General features: G+C 71.1%; 11 protein-coding genes and 1 pseudogene. 5 read left to right on the top strand and 7 right to left on the bottom strand.

Translation table 11 applies throughout. From position 1 onward, the window contains the following. Nucleotides 1–5: 5 nt before the first annotated feature. From uca to OG574_RS45230, 3 genes are read left to right on the top strand one after another with little or no spacing between them, the layout of a single operon-like run. Complete coding sequence (gene uca, locus OG574_RS45240) at nucleotides 6–3,593, top strand: urea carboxylase (protein WP_326778018.1); 3,588 nt, start codon at nucleotides 6–8, stop codon at nucleotides 3,591–3,593. Next, on the top strand, nucleotides 3,590–5,257 hold the full coding sequence (gene atzF / locus OG574_RS45235; RefSeq protein WP_326778017.1) for an allophanate hydrolase: 1,668 nt from the start codon (nucleotides 3,590–3,592) through the stop codon (nucleotides 5,255–5,257). The genes uca and atzF overlap by 4 nt, the downstream gene beginning before the upstream one ends. A gap of 51 nt (nucleotides 5,258–5,308) precedes the next feature. Continuing rightward, complete coding sequence (locus OG574_RS45230) at nucleotides 5,309–5,515, top strand: hypothetical protein (RefSeq protein ID WP_326778016.1); 207 nt, start codon at nucleotides 5,309–5,311, stop codon at nucleotides 5,513–5,515. Nucleotides 5,516–5,599: 84 nt separating this feature from the next. Here the strand turns inward: OG574_RS45230 and OG574_RS45225 are convergent, their stop codons facing one another. Beyond that, nucleotides 5,600–6,619 (bottom strand): LacI family DNA-binding transcriptional regulator, encoded by a 1,020-nt coding sequence (locus OG574_RS45225; protein WP_326778015.1) that lies wholly within the window; start codon nucleotides 6,617–6,619, stop codon nucleotides 5,600–5,602. A 1,268-nt stretch (nucleotides 6,620–7,887) separates the two neighbouring features. On the opposite strand from OG574_RS45225, the gene OG574_RS45220 reads away from it, so the two are divergent. Continuing rightward, nucleotides 7,888–9,759 (top strand): alpha-L-fucosidase, encoded by a 1,872-nt coding sequence (locus OG574_RS45220; protein ID WP_326778014.1) that lies wholly within the window; start codon nucleotides 7,888–7,890, stop codon nucleotides 9,757–9,759. A 65-nt stretch (nucleotides 9,760–9,824) separates the two neighbouring features. On the opposite strand, the gene OG574_RS45215 is transcribed toward OG574_RS45220, so the two are convergent. The 6 genes and pseudogenes from OG574_RS45215 to OG574_RS45190 all read right to left on the bottom strand — a co-directional run bounded on the left by OG574_RS45215 (nucleotide 9,825) and on the right by OG574_RS45190 (nucleotide 16,156). Then, on the bottom strand, nucleotides 9,825–10,916 hold the full coding sequence (locus tag OG574_RS45215) for an endo-1,4-beta-xylanase (RefSeq protein ID WP_326778013.1): 1,092 nt from the start codon (nucleotides 10,914–10,916) through the stop codon (nucleotides 9,825–9,827). 66 nt (nucleotides 10,917–10,982) lie between these two features. Further along, on the bottom strand, nucleotides 10,983–13,211 hold the full coding sequence (locus tag OG574_RS45210) for a glycoside hydrolase family 3 N-terminal domain-containing protein (protein ID WP_326778012.1): 2,229 nt from the start codon (nucleotides 13,209–13,211) through the stop codon (nucleotides 10,983–10,985). Nucleotides 13,212–13,299: 88 nt separating this feature from the next. Continuing rightward, nucleotides 13,300–13,636: pseudogene (locus OG574_RS45205) on the bottom strand (carbohydrate ABC transporter permease); the annotation flags it as partial. After that, on the bottom strand, nucleotides 13,627–13,848 hold the full coding sequence (locus OG574_RS45200) for a hypothetical protein (protein WP_326778010.1): 222 nt from the start codon (nucleotides 13,846–13,848) through the stop codon (nucleotides 13,627–13,629). The gene OG574_RS45200 and the pseudogene OG574_RS45205, both read right to left, overlap by 10 nt. A 118-nt stretch (nucleotides 13,849–13,966) precedes the next feature. Next, nucleotides 13,967–15,025 carry a LacI family DNA-binding transcriptional regulator gene (locus OG574_RS45195; protein ID WP_326778009.1) on the bottom strand — a complete coding sequence of 353 codons (1,059 nt, stop codon included), beginning with the start codon at nucleotides 15,023–15,025 and terminating at the stop codon, nucleotides 13,967–13,969. A gap of 132 nt (nucleotides 15,026–15,157) precedes the next feature. Then, nucleotides 15,158–16,156, bottom strand: a complete 999-nt coding sequence (locus OG574_RS45190) for an acetylxylan esterase (RefSeq protein WP_326778820.1) — start codon at nucleotides 16,154–16,156, stop codon at nucleotides 15,158–15,160. A 173-nt stretch (nucleotides 16,157–16,329) separates the two neighbouring features. On the opposite strand from OG574_RS45190, the gene OG574_RS45185 reads away from it, so the two are divergent. Further along, nucleotides 16,330–17,316 carry an ABC transporter permease gene (locus OG574_RS45185; RefSeq protein WP_326778008.1) on the top strand — a complete coding sequence of 329 codons (987 nt, stop codon included), beginning with the start codon at nucleotides 16,330–16,332 and terminating at the stop codon, nucleotides 17,314–17,316. The last annotated feature ends 17 nt before the right edge of the window (nucleotides 17,317–17,333 follow it).

The raw sequence follows: 17,333 nt of genomic DNA, 5'->3' as shown, positions 1-17,333 counted from the left end.
AACCCATGACGTTCGACACCCTGCTGGTCGCCAACCGTGGCGAGATCGCGTCGCGCATCATCCGCACGGCTCGCCGGATCGGCCTGCGCACCGTCGCGGTCTACTCCGACCCGGACCGCGGCGCCGAGCACGTTCGGCTGGCCGACGAGGCCGTACGGCTCGGCCCGGCCCCGGCCAAGGACTCCTACCTCGACGCCGCCTTGATCCTGAAGGCCGCCAAGGACACCGGAGCCGGCGCCGTCCACCCCGGCTACGGATTCCTGTCCGAGGACGCCGGGTTCGCCCGCAGCTGCGCCGAAGCGGGTCTGGTCTTCGTCGGCCCCACCCCCGACCAGCTGGAGCTGTTCGGCGCCAAGCACACCGCGCGCGCCGCCGCTCATGCGGCGGGTGTGCCGCTCGCCCCGGGCACCGGGCTGCTGCCTGACACGGACGCCGCCCTCGCGGCAGCCGAGGGAATCGGCTACCCGGTCATGCTCAAGGCGACCGGCGGGGGCGGCGGTATCGGCATGCAGGCGTGCCACGACGCGGGCGCCCTCGAAGACGCCTGGGAGCGGGTGCAGCGCGTGGCCGCCGCCTCCTTCTCCTCCGCCGGCGTCTTCCTGGAACGGCTCGTCGAGCGCGCCCGCCACGTCGAGGTGCAGGTCTTCGGCGACGGCGAGGGCCGCGTCGTCACCCTCGGCGACCGCGACTGCTCGCTGCAGCGCCGCAACCAGAAGGTCCTGGAGGAGGCCCCCGCCCCGGATCTCCCGGACGCGGTACGCAAACAACTGGCAACCGCAGCACGGGACTTGTGTGCGTCCGTGAACTACCGCTCCGCCGGCACGGTCGAGTTCGTGTACGACGCCGCCCGCGAGGAGGCGTACTTCCTCGAGGTCAACACCCGCCTCCAGGTAGAACACCCGGTCACCGAGGAGATCTACGGCGTCGACCTCGTGGAGTGGATGCTGCGCCTCGCGCAGGGCGACACCACGGTCGCCAGCGTGCCTTTGACACCGCAGGGCCACGCCGTCGAGGCACGCATCTACGCCGAGGACCCCTCCCGCGACCACCGGCCGAGCGCGGGCCTGCTGACCCGCGTCGCCTTCCCCGAGGGCGTCCGCGTCGACACCTGGGTGGAGACCGGCACCGAGGTCACCACCTCCTACGACCCGATGCTCGCCAAGGTCGTCGCGCACGGCAGCGACCGCGCCGAGGCACTCGACAGGCTGGACACGGCCCTCGCCGCGACCCGCCTCGACGGCATCGAGACCAACCTCGGCCTGGTGCGCGCCGCGCTCCAGGACGCCGACGTGCGCCGAGCGGCCCACTCCACCGCTTCGCTCGCCACCATCAGCGACCCGACGCCGCGCATCGAGATCGTCACTCCCGGCACTTTGACCACCGTGCAGGACTGGCCCGGGCGCACCGGCCACTGGCAGGTCGGCGTCCCCCCGTGCGGACCGATGGACGACCTCTCCTTCCGGCTCGGCAACACCGCGCTCGGCAACACCGAGGGCGCACCCGGCCTCGAGTGCACCCTCCAGGGCCCGTCCCTCCGCTTCACCCACCCGACGACGGTGTGCGTCACCGGCGCCCCCGCACCGGTGACCGTCGACGGCATCGCCGTACCGCAGTGGGAACCGGTCACCGTCGAAGCCGGGCAGACCCTGGCCGTCGGGTCACCCGACGAGCACGGCCTGCGCACCTACGTGTTGTTCGCCGGCGGCCTGGACATACCGGAGTTCCTGGGCAGCGCGGCCACCTTCACCCTCGGCCGGTTCGGCGGACACGGCGGCCGCGCCCTGCGCGCGGGCGACGTCCTGCACGGCGGCGAGCAGCGCTCGGAGACCTCCGTCGTGCCCCTCGACCGGCGCCCGGCCTTCGGCGGCGAGTGGTACATCGGCGCGGTCGAAGGCCCGCACGCCGCCCCCGAGTTCTTCACCGACGACGACATCCGCGACTTCTACGCCGCGGACTGGAAGGTGCACTTCAACTCGGCGCGCACCGGTGTGCGCCTCGTCGGCCCCAGGCCGCGGTGGGCGCGCACGGACGGCGGCGAGGCGGGCCTGCACCCGTCCAACATCCACGACACCCCGTACTCCGTCGGCGCCGTCGACTACACCGGCGACATGCCCGTCCTGCTCGGCCCCGACGGGCCCTCCCTGGGCGGTTTCGTCTGCCCGGCGACGATCGTGACCGGACAGCGCTGGAAGCTCGGCCAGCTCCGTCCCGGCGATACAGTCCGCTTCGTCCCGGTGACCACCGAGGCCGCCGCCGGGCTGCGGCTGAACCCGGCAGCGGCCCCACGCGCCGATCGGGATGCCGTCGTCGACGGCGGCATCCTCGCCCGCCTGCCACGGACCGAGACGCGCCCGTCGGTCACCTACCGGCGCAGCGGCGACGACAACCTCCTCATCGAGTACGGACCGATGCAGCTCGACCTGGCCCTGCGCATGCGGATCCACGCACTCGCGCAGGCGCTGGCCGGGCAGCGGCTCGACGGCGTCGAGGACCTGACTCCGGGCATCCGCTCCCTCCAGGTCCGGACAGATCCCGACGTCCTGCCTCAGGAGAAGCTCCTCGAGATCGCGCGGCGCGTCGAGGAGGAACTCCCCGCCCCCGACGAGCTGGTGGTTCCCAGCCGAATCGTCCACCTGCCGCTGTCCTGGGACGACCCGGCGACCCGCGAGGCCATCGCCCGCTACATGGCGGGCGTGCGCGACGACGCCCCGTGGTGTCCCTGGAACATCGAGTTCATCCGCCGCGTCAACGGCCTGGAGACCGTGGAGGACGTGTACCGCACCGTCTTCGATGCCGAGTACCTGGTGATGGGGCTGGGAGACGTGTACCTGGGCGCACCCGTCGCCACCCCCCTGGACCCGCGGCACCGGCTGGTCACCACCAAGTACAACCCGGCCCGCACCTGGACCGCGGAGAACTCGGTCGGCATCGGCGGCGCGTACCTGTGCGTCTACGGCATGGAGGGCCCGGGCGGCTACCAGTTCGTCGGCCGCACCACACAGGTGTGGTCGGGCTGGCAGCAGCGCGGCGCCTTCGAGCCGGGCAGGCCCTGGCTGCTGCGCTTCTTCGACCGGATCAGGTGGTACCCGGTCGAGGCGGAGGAACTCCTGGAACTGCGCGCGGACATCACGTCCGGCCGGTTCGTACCGAGAATCGAGGAGGGTTCCTTCTCACTCGCCGAGTACCAGCGGTTCCTCGCCGAGAACGCGGAGTCGATCGCCGAGTTCCGGGCCGGGCAGAGCGCGGCGTTCCGCGCGGAGCGCGACGCCTGGGAAGCGGCCGGCGAGTTCACCCGCGAGCAGGCGGCCACCGAGGCCGCCCCACAGGCCACCGACGTCAGGGTCCCCGAGGGCGGCCACCTGGTCGAAGCCGAGTTCACCGCCTCCGTCTGGCAGGTCAACGTCGAGGTCGGCGACCGTGTGTCGGCCGGGCAGCCGCTCCTCGCGCTGGAAGCGATGAAGATGGAGTCCCGGGTGCCGGCCCCCGCCGCCGGTATCGTCACGAAGATCCTGACCAAGCCGGGCAGCCAGGTCGAGGCGGGCACCGCCCTCGTCGTCCTCGCTCCCGTCGAAACCGTGGAGGCAGCCGCGTGATCACCGCAGTGGAACGGGTACGGGCCGCCTACACACGCATCGCGCAGGTGGACCGGCCCGAGGTGTGGATCAGCCTGCGTCCGCAAGCCGATACGGAGTCGGACGCCGCCGCGGTCGACGCGAAGGTCGCCGCTGGTGACCGGCTGCCGCTGGCCGGGACGGTGCTCGCGGTCAAGGGCAACATCGACGTGGCCGGACTGCCGACCACCGCCGGCTGTCCCGCCTACGCCTACGAGCCCGACACCGATGCGCCGGCCGTGGCCCGTCTGAAGGCTGCGGGCGCCGTGGTCCTCGGCACCACGAACCTCGACCAGTTCGCGACCGGCCTGGTCGGCACCCGCAGCCCGTACGGCGCGGTCCGCAACGCCCTCGCCCCGGAACACGTATCCGGCGGTTCCTCGTCCGGCTCGGCGGTCGCTGTCGCGCTCGGCATCGCCGACATCGCGCTCGGCACGGACACCGCGGGCTCGGGCCGTGTCCCGGCGGCGTTCAACGGCATCGTCGGTCTCAAGCCGACCTTCGGGCTGATCCCGACCGAGGGCGTCGTCCCGGCCTGTGCCTCGCTCGACTGCGTCACGGTCTTCGCCCGCACGCTCCCGGAAGCCGAGCAGGCGCTGTCCCTCATGTCAGCGCCGTCCGGGCGGGAACTGTCGGCTCCGGCCGCGCGTCGCCCCGGACCGCGGCGGATCGCCGTCCCGGAACTCGGGCAACTGGGCCGGCTGGACACCGGCTGGACCGAGGCGTTCGAAGCGGCGGCGCAGCGGCTCGCCGACGCGGGCGCCGAGCTCCTGCCTGTCGACCTCTCACCGTTCACGGAGGCGGCGGCGATGCTGTACGAGGGTGCGTTCGTCGCCGAGCGCTACACAGCCGTCGGCGCCTTCATCGACGCGCACAAGGACTCGCCGGACCTCGACCCGACCGTGGCCGGAATCATCTCCCGGGCCGGGGACATCCCGGCCCATCAGCTCTACGCCGACCAACAAAAGCTTGCGTCTCTCCGCGTCCGGGCCCAGGCCTCCCTGGGCGACGCGGACGCACTGCTCCTGCCGACCGCAGCGGGCCACCCGACCATCGCCGAAGTCGAGGCAGACCCACTGGGCGTCAATGCCCGGCTCGGCCGCTTCACCAACTCCACCAACCTCTTCGACCAGGCGGCGGTCGCCGTGCCCGCAGGCGACGTGAACGGGCTGCCGTTCGGTGTCATGCTGATCGGCCCGGCCTTCACGGACGAGCGGCTCGTCCGCATCGCCGGGCTGCTCACTTCCCCGCCCCTGCGGCTCGCGGTGATCGGCGCGCACCTGTCCGGGCAGCCCCTGAACGGCCAACTGCTCGCCGTGGGCGGGCGACTGGTGCACACCACCACGACCGCGCCCACCTACCGGCTGTACGCACTGAACACCATGCCGCCGAAGCCGGGACTGGTCCGGGTCGGCGAAGGCGGAGGCGGAGGCACGATCGAGGCCGAGGTGTGGCAACTGCCCGCCGAGGGACTGGGTACGCTCCTCGCCGCGTTGCCCCGCCCGATGGCGCTCGGAAGCGTGGAACTCGCGGACGGAAGCTTCGTCACCGGCTTCCTCTGCGAGCCACAGGCCGTCGACGGTGCCCACGAGATCACCTCATACGGCAGCTGGCGCGCGTACCTGGCCGCTCTCCCCCGCCCCTGAGGCCCGCACTACCCCGCGCGCGCCGGCCCGCGTCGCAGGCGCCGGGGGTAAGTGCCAAGCGACAAGGGCTACGACCACGATCACCTGCACCATTGGCTGCGCGGCTGTGGCATCCGCCACCGCATCGTGCCCAAGAGTGTGGAGTCCTCGCAGCAACTCGGCACCACCGGGCTGGACTGCGACGAGTGTCCGTTCGCCTCAACCTGGGAGGGTGCCGGGGCGAGTGACGACAACTTCTCGGTCCTGGACCGCCCCTGACCCGCCGGACAGGCCCTAGAGGGATCGGAAGTGAGGCACGTCGGTCCCCGCGTCAATGCCATCACCGTGATCGACGGCCGCCGCTCAGGCCGACTCGCGCACCACCAGACGCGGCACGATCACCCGCTCGGCGAGCGGGCCGCGGCCCTGCACGAGCGCCGCGACCTGCTCGACGGCCGCCCGGCCCACCTGGCGCTTGTCGACGTGCAGCGTGGTGAGCGGCGGGTCCATGAGCTCGCCGAGCATCAGGCCGTCGCACCCGACGAAGGCACAGTCGCCCGGTACGGCCAGGCCCCGGCGCAGCGCGCGGCGCATGGCGCCGACCGCGATCAGGTCGTTGTAGCCGAGCACCGCGGTGGTGCCGGGGTGCTGGGCGAGCACACGGTCCATGCCGTCGGCGCCGCCCTGTACGGAGTTGGCCACGGACACGACCGGAGTCCCCTCGGCGTCGAGGCCGTGTTCGGCGGCCAGGGCGAGGAACAGGGCGCGCCGGGAGTGCGGGTCCGCCCCGTCTCCGCGGGCCTTGTCATCGAGCATGACCACGCGCCGGTGTCCGGCCGCCATGAGGTGCCCGAGGGCCTGCCGCGTCCCGGACTCGAAGTCGATACGGACACCGCCGGCTGCCGGCGGCCGGGTGTCGTGGTCCAGGAGCACGAGCGGGATTCCGGTGCCCCGCACCCGTTCGATGGCACTCTCGGCGAAGAAGTAGCCGACGCACGCGTCGACATGGTCGGCGACCGTGGCCGCCACCGTCTGCTCGCGTTCGAGGGCCGACCCGGTGCTGTACACGGCAACCTGCCAGCCGCGCTCGTCGGCCGCCTCCATCACCCCGGCCACGACCTCGGGAAAGAACGGGTTGAGCACATCGGCGACGACGAGGCCGAGCATGGTCGTCGCCGGGCCGGCCATGCCGCGCGCATGCCGGTTGGGCCGGTAGCCGAGTGTCTGGGCGACCTCCAGGATCCGCGCCCGGGTGTCCGGGTCGATCTCCGGCTTGTCGTTGATGGCGCGGGAGACGGTCTGCCGGGAGACACCCGCGGAGCGGGCCACGTCGTCGATGGTGACTCCGTGACGCCCGCGCCGGGACGTACGGGGGGTGGGCATCTCGGGAAGGCTCCTCTCTCTGCCTGCCCAAGTGTCGTCCGCCGTCGCTGCGGGATGGTTCACGTGAGCGCTCACGGACATGATGAGCAGCTCACTCCTTGCTGTCAACGGCCCTCATTCGTACGGCGATTGAAACGATCAAGGTGGAATCCAGTAATCCCTTGCACCGGTCTTGACGGGTACATGCAGCGGCTTCAAGGTACTCCGTGAGCGCTCACGGGAACGCTCACGGATTGGCAGCCCGTCTCTGCAGTCGCCCTCCCGGAGGACGTACGTGACGTCGATCGCGGTCACCACGGCAGAACGCCCACCCGCGCCCACCGACGCGCTCATCGACCGGGTCCGCGTCGCTGTGCTCGTCGACGGAGCCCCCATGGAGCCCGTCGTGCGCGAACTCCAGGACGTTGTACGGGCATTGGACCTGTCAGCCTTCGAGGGCGACGCCATGGAGATCCGCCTGGAGACATCGCTGCGGGACGCCGTCGGCTACTGGCACCCGGACGCCGGCCGGCGGCGCGGACTCCCCCGAGTGGCAACGGCTCTCCCGGAACGCTCACATCCCCAGACCGACCGCGCCGGGCGCACACCTCCTCGCCCCCAGGGAATCCCGGGTGCGCACACACATCCTGGAGGCGTGCACCCGGCTCGTCGCCGACCACGGCCTCGACGGCCCGAAGCTGGACTTCCTCGACGAGGCCACCGTGTACGCGGACGACGGCGGCGACCCGGTCGGGCCCGCGATGGCCCTGCCGCTCGGGGACCTCAGCGCGCTGGGCCCACGCGGCCGCTGGTCGAACTGCGCCAGAGCCCTATCTCGGCCCCGGCATGAGCGCGCACGGGAATCTGCTGCGCGCCACCGACTGCCCGGCCGACTCCACCGCGAACCGGATCCGCACGATCGACGCGGCGCTCTGCACGCCCGGCGGCGCCGTCCATTCGGACACGTTGATATGGGACCCGGACGCATCGGCCGAGGTGTCGGCCCGGCAGATCCAGTCCGCGTTGCACGCAGTCCCACAACTGTCCTGGTCTCTAGGCGAGTTGACTCCAGAGCGGCCGCGAGGTCGTGACGTTCTGGCTGCGGCAGTGGCAGCGGCTGTGCCCCGTGCTGCTCGACGGCGAGGTGAAGCCGGGTCGTCCGGACGAGCTGTACCCCCTCGCCCGGGCGCACGCCGGCGGCGCCCAGGAGGTCCACCAACTCGCCTGCACAGCACGTGCCTTGTCCCGGCGCCCGCGCGGTGCTGCACCCGAAGGAGGAACAACCCCTCATGTCCAGCAGACCAGCGCGCCGGCCACGGCGCCTGTGGGCCCTGTGGGCGGCCCTGCTCGCCCTGTTCAGCCCCCTCCTGCTCACCCCCGCATCCGCCCCCGCGGCCACGGCCACCGGCACGACCGCCACCGCGCAGGCGGACCCGGTGCCGGGCATGTTCAACCCGCGCCAGACCTGGCTGCGCAACTCCACCGCGGGCCTCTTCCTGCACTGGGGCATGTACACACAGCCCGCCCACTACGACTGCGACTCCTGGCAGAAGGCCGTGAACGACAGCGGCTGGAACCCGGACTACTGGGTCAAGGAGACGCAGAAGATCCACGGCTCTTACATCGTCCTGGCCACCTTCCACAGTCGCCTGGGCTACGCCCGCCCCTGGCCGTCGAAGATCCCCGGCAGCTGCTCGACGAAGCGCGACATCCTCGGTGAGCTCATCGAGGCGGCCAAGACCAAGGGCATCAAGGTCATCCTCTATATGACCGACGATCCGCAGTGGCACGACGAGCAGGGCCGCGAGTCCTTCGACTCCGCCGCCTACTCCGCGTACAAGGGCGAGGACGTCGATCTGACGACCCGGCCCGGCTTCGGCGAGTTCAGCTACGACAACTTCTTCGAAGTGATGCACAACTACCCGGACCTGAAAGGCTTCTGGATCGACAACGACAACGAGTACTGGGAGCAGCACCACCTCTACGAGCAGATCCGCGAGCAGCGCCCGGACATGCTCCTGAGCAACAACAACGAAGACACACCGATCATGGACACCGTGTCCAACGAGCAGAAGACCGGCATGACGCCCGACTACGACATGCCGGCGGCGTACTGGACGTCCATGCCGCGCCTGACGGAGTCCTGCTACAAAGTGCCCTCGAGCGGCGCCTGGTGGTACGACGGCCAGGACCGTCCGGTCGACACGGCGCTCAACATCCGCCGCTACGTGGCCAACGCGGGGACGTCGTACAAGTCCCTGATGGACCTCCAGGCCCAGGTGAACGGGACGTTCCCGCCCCAGCAGCAGGCGTTCACCGACTACCTGTCGAAGTATCTCGACCCGATCCGGGAGTCGCTGCACGGCGTGGAGGGCGGCGGCTATCTGTACGGCGGGCTGCGTCCGGGCGCCTGGAACGACGGGGCGTACGGCTACACCACGGTGAGCAAGAAGGACCCGGCACGCCAGTTCATCCACGTCACGACGCGGCCGAGCGGCGCCGACACCGGCACCCTCATCCTTCGCGACAACGGCACCAAGGTGAAACGGATCAGCGATCTGCGCACCGGCAAGCGGATCGCCTTCGACCAGCGCGACGGAAGCGTGACGCTCAAGGGCATCAACACCTGGGACCCGTACGACACGGTGTTCAAGGTGGAGACCGAGCGACACCGCCAGGGCCTGTACCCGTCCCACACGGTGCGGGCCACCGCCACGTCGACGAAGGACGGCCACCCGGCGGCGAACCTCACCGACGGCGACCTCACCCGGTACTGGGACTCGAACGCGCAGGTGCCCGTCTCGGTCACGCTGGATCTCGGGGGCGTGAAGAAGGCCCGGTACCTGGCCGTGAACCAGACCGAGTGGTCGCCCACCTACAACCGTGAGTCGTTCGGCAGGAAGGAGGACTCGGCCCGGATCAAGGACTACAAGGTCTTCGTCAGTGACGACGGCGAGCACTGGGGCGAGCCGGTGAAAACCGGCGTCATGGAGAGCGCCCGCAGCACCCGCTACATCGACCTGGACACCACGGCCCGCTACATCAGGCTGGAGGTGGACAGCACCTGGTCGGCGGCGACCGTCGTCCCCTTCTACCACCAGCTGAGGATCGACGAGATCGCGGTCGGCCACTCGTATCCCGTGAGCCACGGCCGCGGGTGACCGACGCGCTTACCCCGAGGGCTCATGGGGCCTTCGGGGTACGCGCCCCGGTCGTCAGCCGGCGGTCAGTGTCCGGCCGCCGACCTCGCGGCGGCCGCGAGCGCGCCGGCGATCGCGCCGTACGCGGGCTTGCGCTGGAGGTTCTCGTCCCAGGGCAGCGCCGCGCCCTGGCCGGGGAAGACCGACGGGATCCACGAGTGCCGGTCGGAGTAGCCCCACAGCGTAATGCCGACACAGCGCCGCACGGCCAGGCAGGCGTCGGTGACCTGGGCGTACCAGTCGGCCTGTTGGGCCAGCAAGGCAGCGTCGGCCGGCAGGATCATCCGGATGTCGAGTTCGGTGATCGCGACGTCGAGGCCCAGGTCGGCGAAGCGCTGGATGTTGCCCCGCATGTCGGTCGGGAAGCCGTACTGCAGGGCGAGGTGGGCTTGCATGCCGAAGCCGTCGATCGGGACGCGATCCGCCTTGAGCTGCTTGATCAGCGTGTAGTAGGCGTCCGACTTCGCGCCGAGCCCCTCGACGTTGTAGTCGTTGAGGTACAACTTGACCTTGGGGTCGGCGGCGTGCGCCCAGCGCAGGGCGTCGGCGATGTAGCCGGGGCCGAGCGTCTTGTAGAAGATGTTCTCCCGGTACGTGCCGTCCTCGTTCATGATCTCGTTGGCCACGTCCCAGGCGAAGACCTTGCCCTTGTAGTGCTTCACCTCGGTCGTGATGTGGTTCTTGAGGATCGAGCGCAGTTCGTCGGCGGTCCAGGTGCCGTCCGTCAGCCAGCTCGGCAGTTGGCTGTGCCACAGCAGGGTGTGGCCGCGCACCTTCAGATGGCGGGACTTTGCGTACGCCACGATCTCGTCGCCGGCGGTGAAGTCGAAGACGCCGCGCCGGGGTTCGGTGGCGTACCACTTCATGCCGTTGCCGGGGGTGGTGGCGCCGAACTCGCTGCCGAGCAGGTCGGCGTACGCGGTGTCGTCGAGCTCGGGGTTGTCGACGGCCGAGCCGAAGTAGCGGCCGGTTCGCTGGGCCAGGTCGTCGAGCGTGGCGGCGCGGTGCCGGGCGCCGTCCGCGTGGGCGGCCGGGACCGCGGCGAGACCGAGCAGCAGGGCCGTGGACGCGGCGAAAGCAGCGGCTCTGGCTCGGGTACGGCGTGCGGGTGTGCGCATGGTGCGGCTCCTCAGCTGAAGGGCGGGGGTGGGTGGTTGACCTTGCTTCGCGCGGCGCCGCGCGCGTCACTTCACGCGCAGCTCGCACCGCATCCGCCGCTCGTGCCCGACCTCCCGCACCGGCCCTGTGAGAGTGAGCGGCACGGTGTGGTGGACGTGGGCGCTGGACGCGGCGACGCGTAGTTCGAGGGCTCCGGGTTCGACGACTCGGCGGCCGTCGGCGCCGGTGTACGCGGCGAGGTCGGCCGGGAACGTTGCACGGACCTCCGCGGACGCCCCCGCGTCGAGCGGGACCCGCGTATAGCCGACGAGCCGGATCTCCGGCCGCGCGACCGTGCCGACCGGGTCGTGGAGGTAGAGCTGGACGACCTCGGTGCCGGGGCGGTCGCCGGTGTTGCGGACGGTGAGGCGCAGGGTGGTCTCACCGTCGGTGGGCAGTTCGGGGGCGTCGCACTGCTCGACGTCCCAGGCGAACGTGGTGTACGACAGGCCGTGCCCGAACGGGTAGAGAGCGGTGGGGTCCACATTGCTGGGGTCGCCGTGGCGGCCCAGCGGCGGCGCGAGATAGGGGGCGGGCTGGCCTCCGGGGGTGCGCGGGACGCCGAGCGGCAGCCGGCCCGACGGCTCGACACGCCCGGACAGGACGCCCGCGACGGCAGCGCCACCCTCTTGTCCGGGGAAGAAGGCCTGCACGACGGCGGCGGCCCGGTCCGCCCAGCGGCCCAGGGCGTACGGCCGCCCGCTGAGCACGACGATCACGGTCGGCGTCCCGGAGGCGAGTACCTCATCCAGCAACTCTCCTTGCCTGTACGGGAGTTCCAGGTCCTCGGCGTCGCAGCCCTCGCCGGACGAGCCTCGCCCGAACAGGCCCGAGCGGTCACCGACGACGGCCAGGCACACATCGGCCGCCGCCGGGTCATCGACGAACACGGCCCCGGTCAGCTCCGCGCGCAGCGCCTCGGCGAACGTCGGTACGTCGATGCCGGTGGGCAGTTCGGGGTGGTTGACGCCGACGTGCCGGGGGAATGTGTAGCAGCCGAGCATGGCCGCCTGTTCGTCGGCGAGGGGTCCGACGACGGCGATGCGGAGGCCGTCGTCGAGCGGCAGGACACCGGAGTCGTTGGCGAGCAGCACGACGGACTTCTGCGCCGCGTTGCGGGCCAGGTCGCGCAGGTGTGGGGAGTTCAGGTCGATGGGAGCGTCGCCGGCGGCCGGTTCGTGGTCGGGGTCGAGGAGGCCCAGCTCGCACTTCTGGGTGAGGACGCGCAATGCCGCCCGGTCGAGGAGGTCCTCAGGGAGGTGGTCTGCGGCAGTGAGGCAGCGGGCGGTGGGCAGTTCGACGTCGACCCCGGCAGCAAGAGCGAGCCGGGCGGCCTCCGCGGGCGAGTCGGCGATCTTGTGGGCGGACTGCAGGAACGAGAGCCCGAAGTAGTCGGCGACGGTCGTGCCGGTGAACCCCCAGTCCTCGCGCAGGACTTGGGTGAGCAGGCCGGGGTGGGCGTGGGCGGCCAGGCCGTCGATGTCGTTGTAGGCGGGCATGACGGAGCGGGCGCCGCCGTCGCGCACCGCCATCTCGAACGGGGGCAGGATGACGTCCGCGAGCTCGCGTGGTCCGAGCGGGGCCGGGGCGTGGTTGCGGGCGCCGCGCGAGGCCGAGTACCCGGCGAAATGCTTGAGGGTCGCGACGATCCCGGCGGCCTCCAAGCCCTGTACGTACGCGGTACCGATGGTGCCGACGAGGTACGGGTCCTCGCCGATCGCCTCCTCGGTGCGGCCCCAGCGCGGGTCCCGTACGACGTCGAGGACCGGAGCGAGGCCCTGGTGAATGCCGACCGCGCGCATCGACGCGCCGATGGCCTGCGCCATCTCGGTCACCAGGGCCGGGTCGAAGGTGGCGCCCCAGGCCAGCGGGGTCGGGAAGACGGTGGCCTGCCAGGCGGAGAATCCGGTCAGGCACTCCTCGTGGGCGATGGCGGGCACGCCGAACCGGTTGCCCGCGCGGATCCGCGACTGCAGTTCGGCGAGCCGGGCGGCGCCCTCGGCCGGCTCCACGGGGACGGTACCGAAGGGGCGGGTGAGGTGTCCGAGGCCGTGCGGGAGCAGGGCGTCGAGGGCAGCGCTGCGGGCCACGTACGCGTGCTGGCCCGGTGCGACCGCGGCGGTGCCGGTGTCGATGTCGGCGCCCAGCCACACGCTGGACAGCTGGGCGGTCTTCTCCTCGGGGGTCATCCGGGCGAGCAGGTCCGCCGCCCGGACGTGGGCGGGCAGGGTCGTGTCCTGCCAGGGCTGAGCCATGGAACTCCTCAAGTGCGGTACGAGCAGGTGAAGTTCGGGCGAGGCGCTGTCGCACCTGCGGTGGGCCCGGTGGTGGGCCGGTAGCCGGTCAGCCCTTGGTCGCGCCCTTGGTGATGCCGCCGGTCAGCTGCCGTTCGGCCACCGCGCAGAAGGCGAGCGCAGGGCACTCCAGCAGTTCCAGGGCCCGTACGTCTCCGGCCCGGTGGCGCGTCTGTGCGTACTTGGATCTCGCCATGGTCAGCAGGAAGGTGCGCCGGCTGCCGGCGATCGCGCGCACGGAGACTGTGCCGAGCGCGGGCCGCGCCATCGGCGGCAGGATCCGCCAGAAGCAGCCGGACGGCAGACAGCCGTCGAGGGCGACCATCTCCTCCAGTTCGTCGGGGATCACGGAAGAAGCGGCACAGGATGACGGTGGTCACCGGCAGTTGGGCGTGGAGTGCGTGGTGACGACGAAGCGACTGCCGACGGGCTCGGCGGTCCGGATGTGGCACCGCTCGACGACGGTCCGGCCCGAGCCGTCCTTGGAGCCGGAGGCCGAGTCGCCGCGGGACGTCAGCACCGCGATGCCGAGGCCGGGCACGCTGACGGCGTCCCGGGCGCGGCGGCGGGACAGGGAACGGAGGCTGGCATGACACACCTTCCGGAAGGGATCCGAAACTATCGGTGGATGGCCTCGGAAGTTACGGACACACGAAGGGGGTGTCAACGGCCTTGACAAAAAAGGCCATTGACACCCCCGATGGATGCCGAGCGCGTCAGACCTGCCGGGGCTCCCCCGTACTGGCCCTGACCACCAGTTCCGTCGCGAGCTCCACCCGCGACGAGGCCGGTGCGACGGACCGGGCCAGGTCGAGGACGAAGCGCGCCGCCAGCTTGCCCATCTCCGCGAGCGGTTGACGGACCGTCGTGAGCGGCGGCGCCGACCAGCGCACCTCCGGAAGGTCGTCGAAGCCGAGGACACTCATGTCCTCCGGCACCCGCAGCCCGCGCCGGCGCAGCGCCTCGATCGCCCCGAGCGCCATCTGGTCACTGGAGGCGAAGATGGCGGTGGGCGGCTCGGTCAGGTCCAACAGCTGGTTGCAGCCGGTGAATCCGGACTCGTGATAGAAGTCGCCGGGCACGATCAGCGCGTCATCGACCGGCACACCGGCCACGTCCAGCGCGGCCCGGTACCCGTCGAGCCGGGCACGCGAGCACAGCAGCCGGGGCGGGCCCTCGATGAACCCGATCCGGCGGTGACCGAGCCCCAGCAGGTGCTCCGTCGCAGCCATCCCGCCCGCCCAGTTCGTGGCACCGACGGTCGGCGCCTCGGTGGCCGGCGAACCGGCCGGGTCGACGACCACCAACGGCACACCCAGGCGCCGCAGTTCGTCGTGCAGCCCCGGTTCGAGAACCGAGGTCACGAGGATCACCCCGTCCGACGCGCGCGCCCGCAGATTCGTCATCCACTGCCGGGCCGCGCCCGCCCGGTCGTGAATCGCGGAGACCACCGTGCCCACCCCCGCCTCGTGCGCGACCTCCTCGACGCCCCGGATGATTTCCACCGCCCAAGGGCTGTCCAGGTCGTTGAAGACCAGGTCGAGCAGGGCAGCCCGGTCGCCGGGCGCAGGCGGGCGCCGCTGGTACCCATGCCGCTGCAGCAGATCCTCGACCCGCGCCCGGGTGGCGGGCGACACGTCGGAGCGCCCGTTGACGACCCTCGAGACGGTCGGGACCGACACCCCCGCCTCCCGGGCGATCTCGGTGATCGTCACCTTGGCCGGCCCGTCCGGGCTCTGCGTGGCTGCCTTGCCTCTGCCGCCAACCCGGGCCACGTTCCCCACCTCCATCGACCTCTGCATCCTGAAAGTTCTCCGGATGTCTTCCGGAAACCGTAGGACATGCCGTCGACCATGCGCCGGTCAAGCCGGGTTTTTGTCCGACCCGCCGAACGCCTGGCCCTGAATCTACGCGCCCTCTGCTCCCAGCACCCCGCGCAGCCAGGTCATTTGGCGACGGACGTGCACGGCGTCGCCGTGCTCGTGGCCGTTGAACGGGTAGGCGTGGATCTCCCGGGCGGGGTCCGCACCGGTGAGTTCGCCGTAGCGGTGGTACGCCGCGTATGCACCGCTGGGCGGGCAGACCTGGTCGCGCAGGCCGACTCCGAAGTGGGCCGGGGCGTGGGCGCGGCGGGCGAACGAGATGCCCTCGACGTAGCCGAGCGTGCGGTATGCGGCATCCTCCGCTCCCCGGTGTACGGCGAGGTAGGCGGCGATCTCGCCGTAGGGCCCTGCATCCGTCAGGTCGAGTCCGCGCCGGATACCGCACAGCAGCGGCGCCGTGACCAGGGCCGCGGCGAGATCGGGGACGAGTCCGGCGACGGCGAGGGCGACTCCCCCGCCCTGGCTGTTGCCCACCGCGGCGATCCGGTCCCGGTCGACGCCGGGCAGGGCTCGCAGCGCGGCGACGGCACACACCGCGTCGGTGATCAGGCGGCGGTAGTGGTAGTCGTGCGGGTCGAGCAGCCCACGCACCGCAGGTCCCGGGCCGCCGGGCGCGGCCGCGTGCCGGTCGGGGGTCGCGCCGCCGTTGCCGTACTGGTCGCCCTGGCCACGGTTGTCCATGAGCAGATGGGCGTATCCGGCGTTCGCCCAGGTGAGGCGCTCGTGCGGGAGGCCGCGGCCGCGGCCGTAGCCCGCGAACTCGACGACTGCGGGCATGAGTTCGCCGCCGTCCGCGGGCCTGGTGTACCAGGCGCGGACGGGGTCGCCGGCGAAGCCGCGGAAGGTGACGTCCCAGCTCTCGACGAGCCGCAGGCCGCTGTCGACGGGTCGGACGCGGATCAGGGGTTCGGGGTGGGTGGCGGACTTCAGCGTGGCCTGCCAGAACGCGTCGAAGTCGGCGGGTTCGTCGGGCTCGGGTCGGTGGCGCTGGAGTTCGTCCAGGGGCAGGTCGAAGGCGGGCACAGGCACCTCACAGCCGGTCACGGAGCCAACTCCCATTGATGCGGCACCCATTGACAGGGGTCGGGAGCGGCTTTAGGTTGCGGCGACGTTACCGGAAGATTCCCGAAAGTTCTCGGTACTCGTTCCCCGCCCTTGTGATGACCTCTGCCTGCCCGTGTGACGAAAGGCCCTGCATGAGCTCCTCCACCATGACGGGCAGCCAGCCCCGCACCGGCGCCCCGCCCGACCCGCCGCCCGACAAGAAGCTTCCGTCCGGCCGTCGTTCCTGGCGCCGATCACTGCGCCGCGACTGGCAGCTGTACTCCCTCGCGGTGCTGCCGATCCTGTTCTTCCTGGTCTTCCGCTATCTGCCGATGATCGGCAACGTGATTGCGTTCCGCCGCTTCGAGCCGGGCGGTTCGATCCTCGGCGAGGAGTGGGTGGGCCTGCGCTATGTGCAGATGTTCCTCAGCGACCCGTCGTTCTGGCAGGTCTTCCGGAACACGCTCTGGATGGGCCTGCTGACGCTGCTGTTCTGCTTCCCGGTGCCGATCGTGCTGGCCCTGCTGCTCAACGAGGTCCGGCGCACCGCACTGAAACGATTCGTGCAGTCGATCTCGTACCTGCCGCACTTCCTGTCCATCGTGATCGTCGCGGGCATCACGGTGCAGATGCTGGCGTCGGACGGCCCGATCAACCACATGCTCACGACGTTCGGCCACGACCCGGTCCGGTTCATCCAGGAGCCCGGCTGGTTCCGGACGATCTACGTCGGTTCCGAGGTCTGGCAGACGGCCGGCTGGGGCACGATCCTCTATCTCGCCGCGTTGAGCACGATCGACGAGGACCTGTACGAGGCGGCCCGGATCGATGGCGCGAACCGCTGGCAGCAGACCTGGCACGTGACGCTCCCCGGCATCCGCCCCACCATGATCACGCTGCTGATCCTCAACATCGGCACGTTCATGGTGGTCGGCTTCGAGAAGATCCTGCTGCTCTACAACCCGCTGACGTACCCGACGGCCGACGTCATCTCCACCTATCTGTACCGCACCGGTGTCGAGTCGAACTCCTTCAGCTATGCCGCCGCCATCGGCCTGTTCGAGGCGGTCATCGGCCTCCTGCTGATCACGTCCGCGAACCGGCTGTCGCGCAAGACCGTGGGGACGAGCCTGTGGTAAGCATCCAGACCGGGCCG

Source organism: Streptomyces sp. NBC_01445, assembly GCF_035918235.1.
In the GTDB taxonomy this organism is placed as follows: Bacteria; Actinomycetota; Actinomycetes; order Streptomycetales; family Streptomycetaceae; genus Streptomyces.
This window is presented reverse-complemented; position numbering and strand designations above follow the sequence as displayed.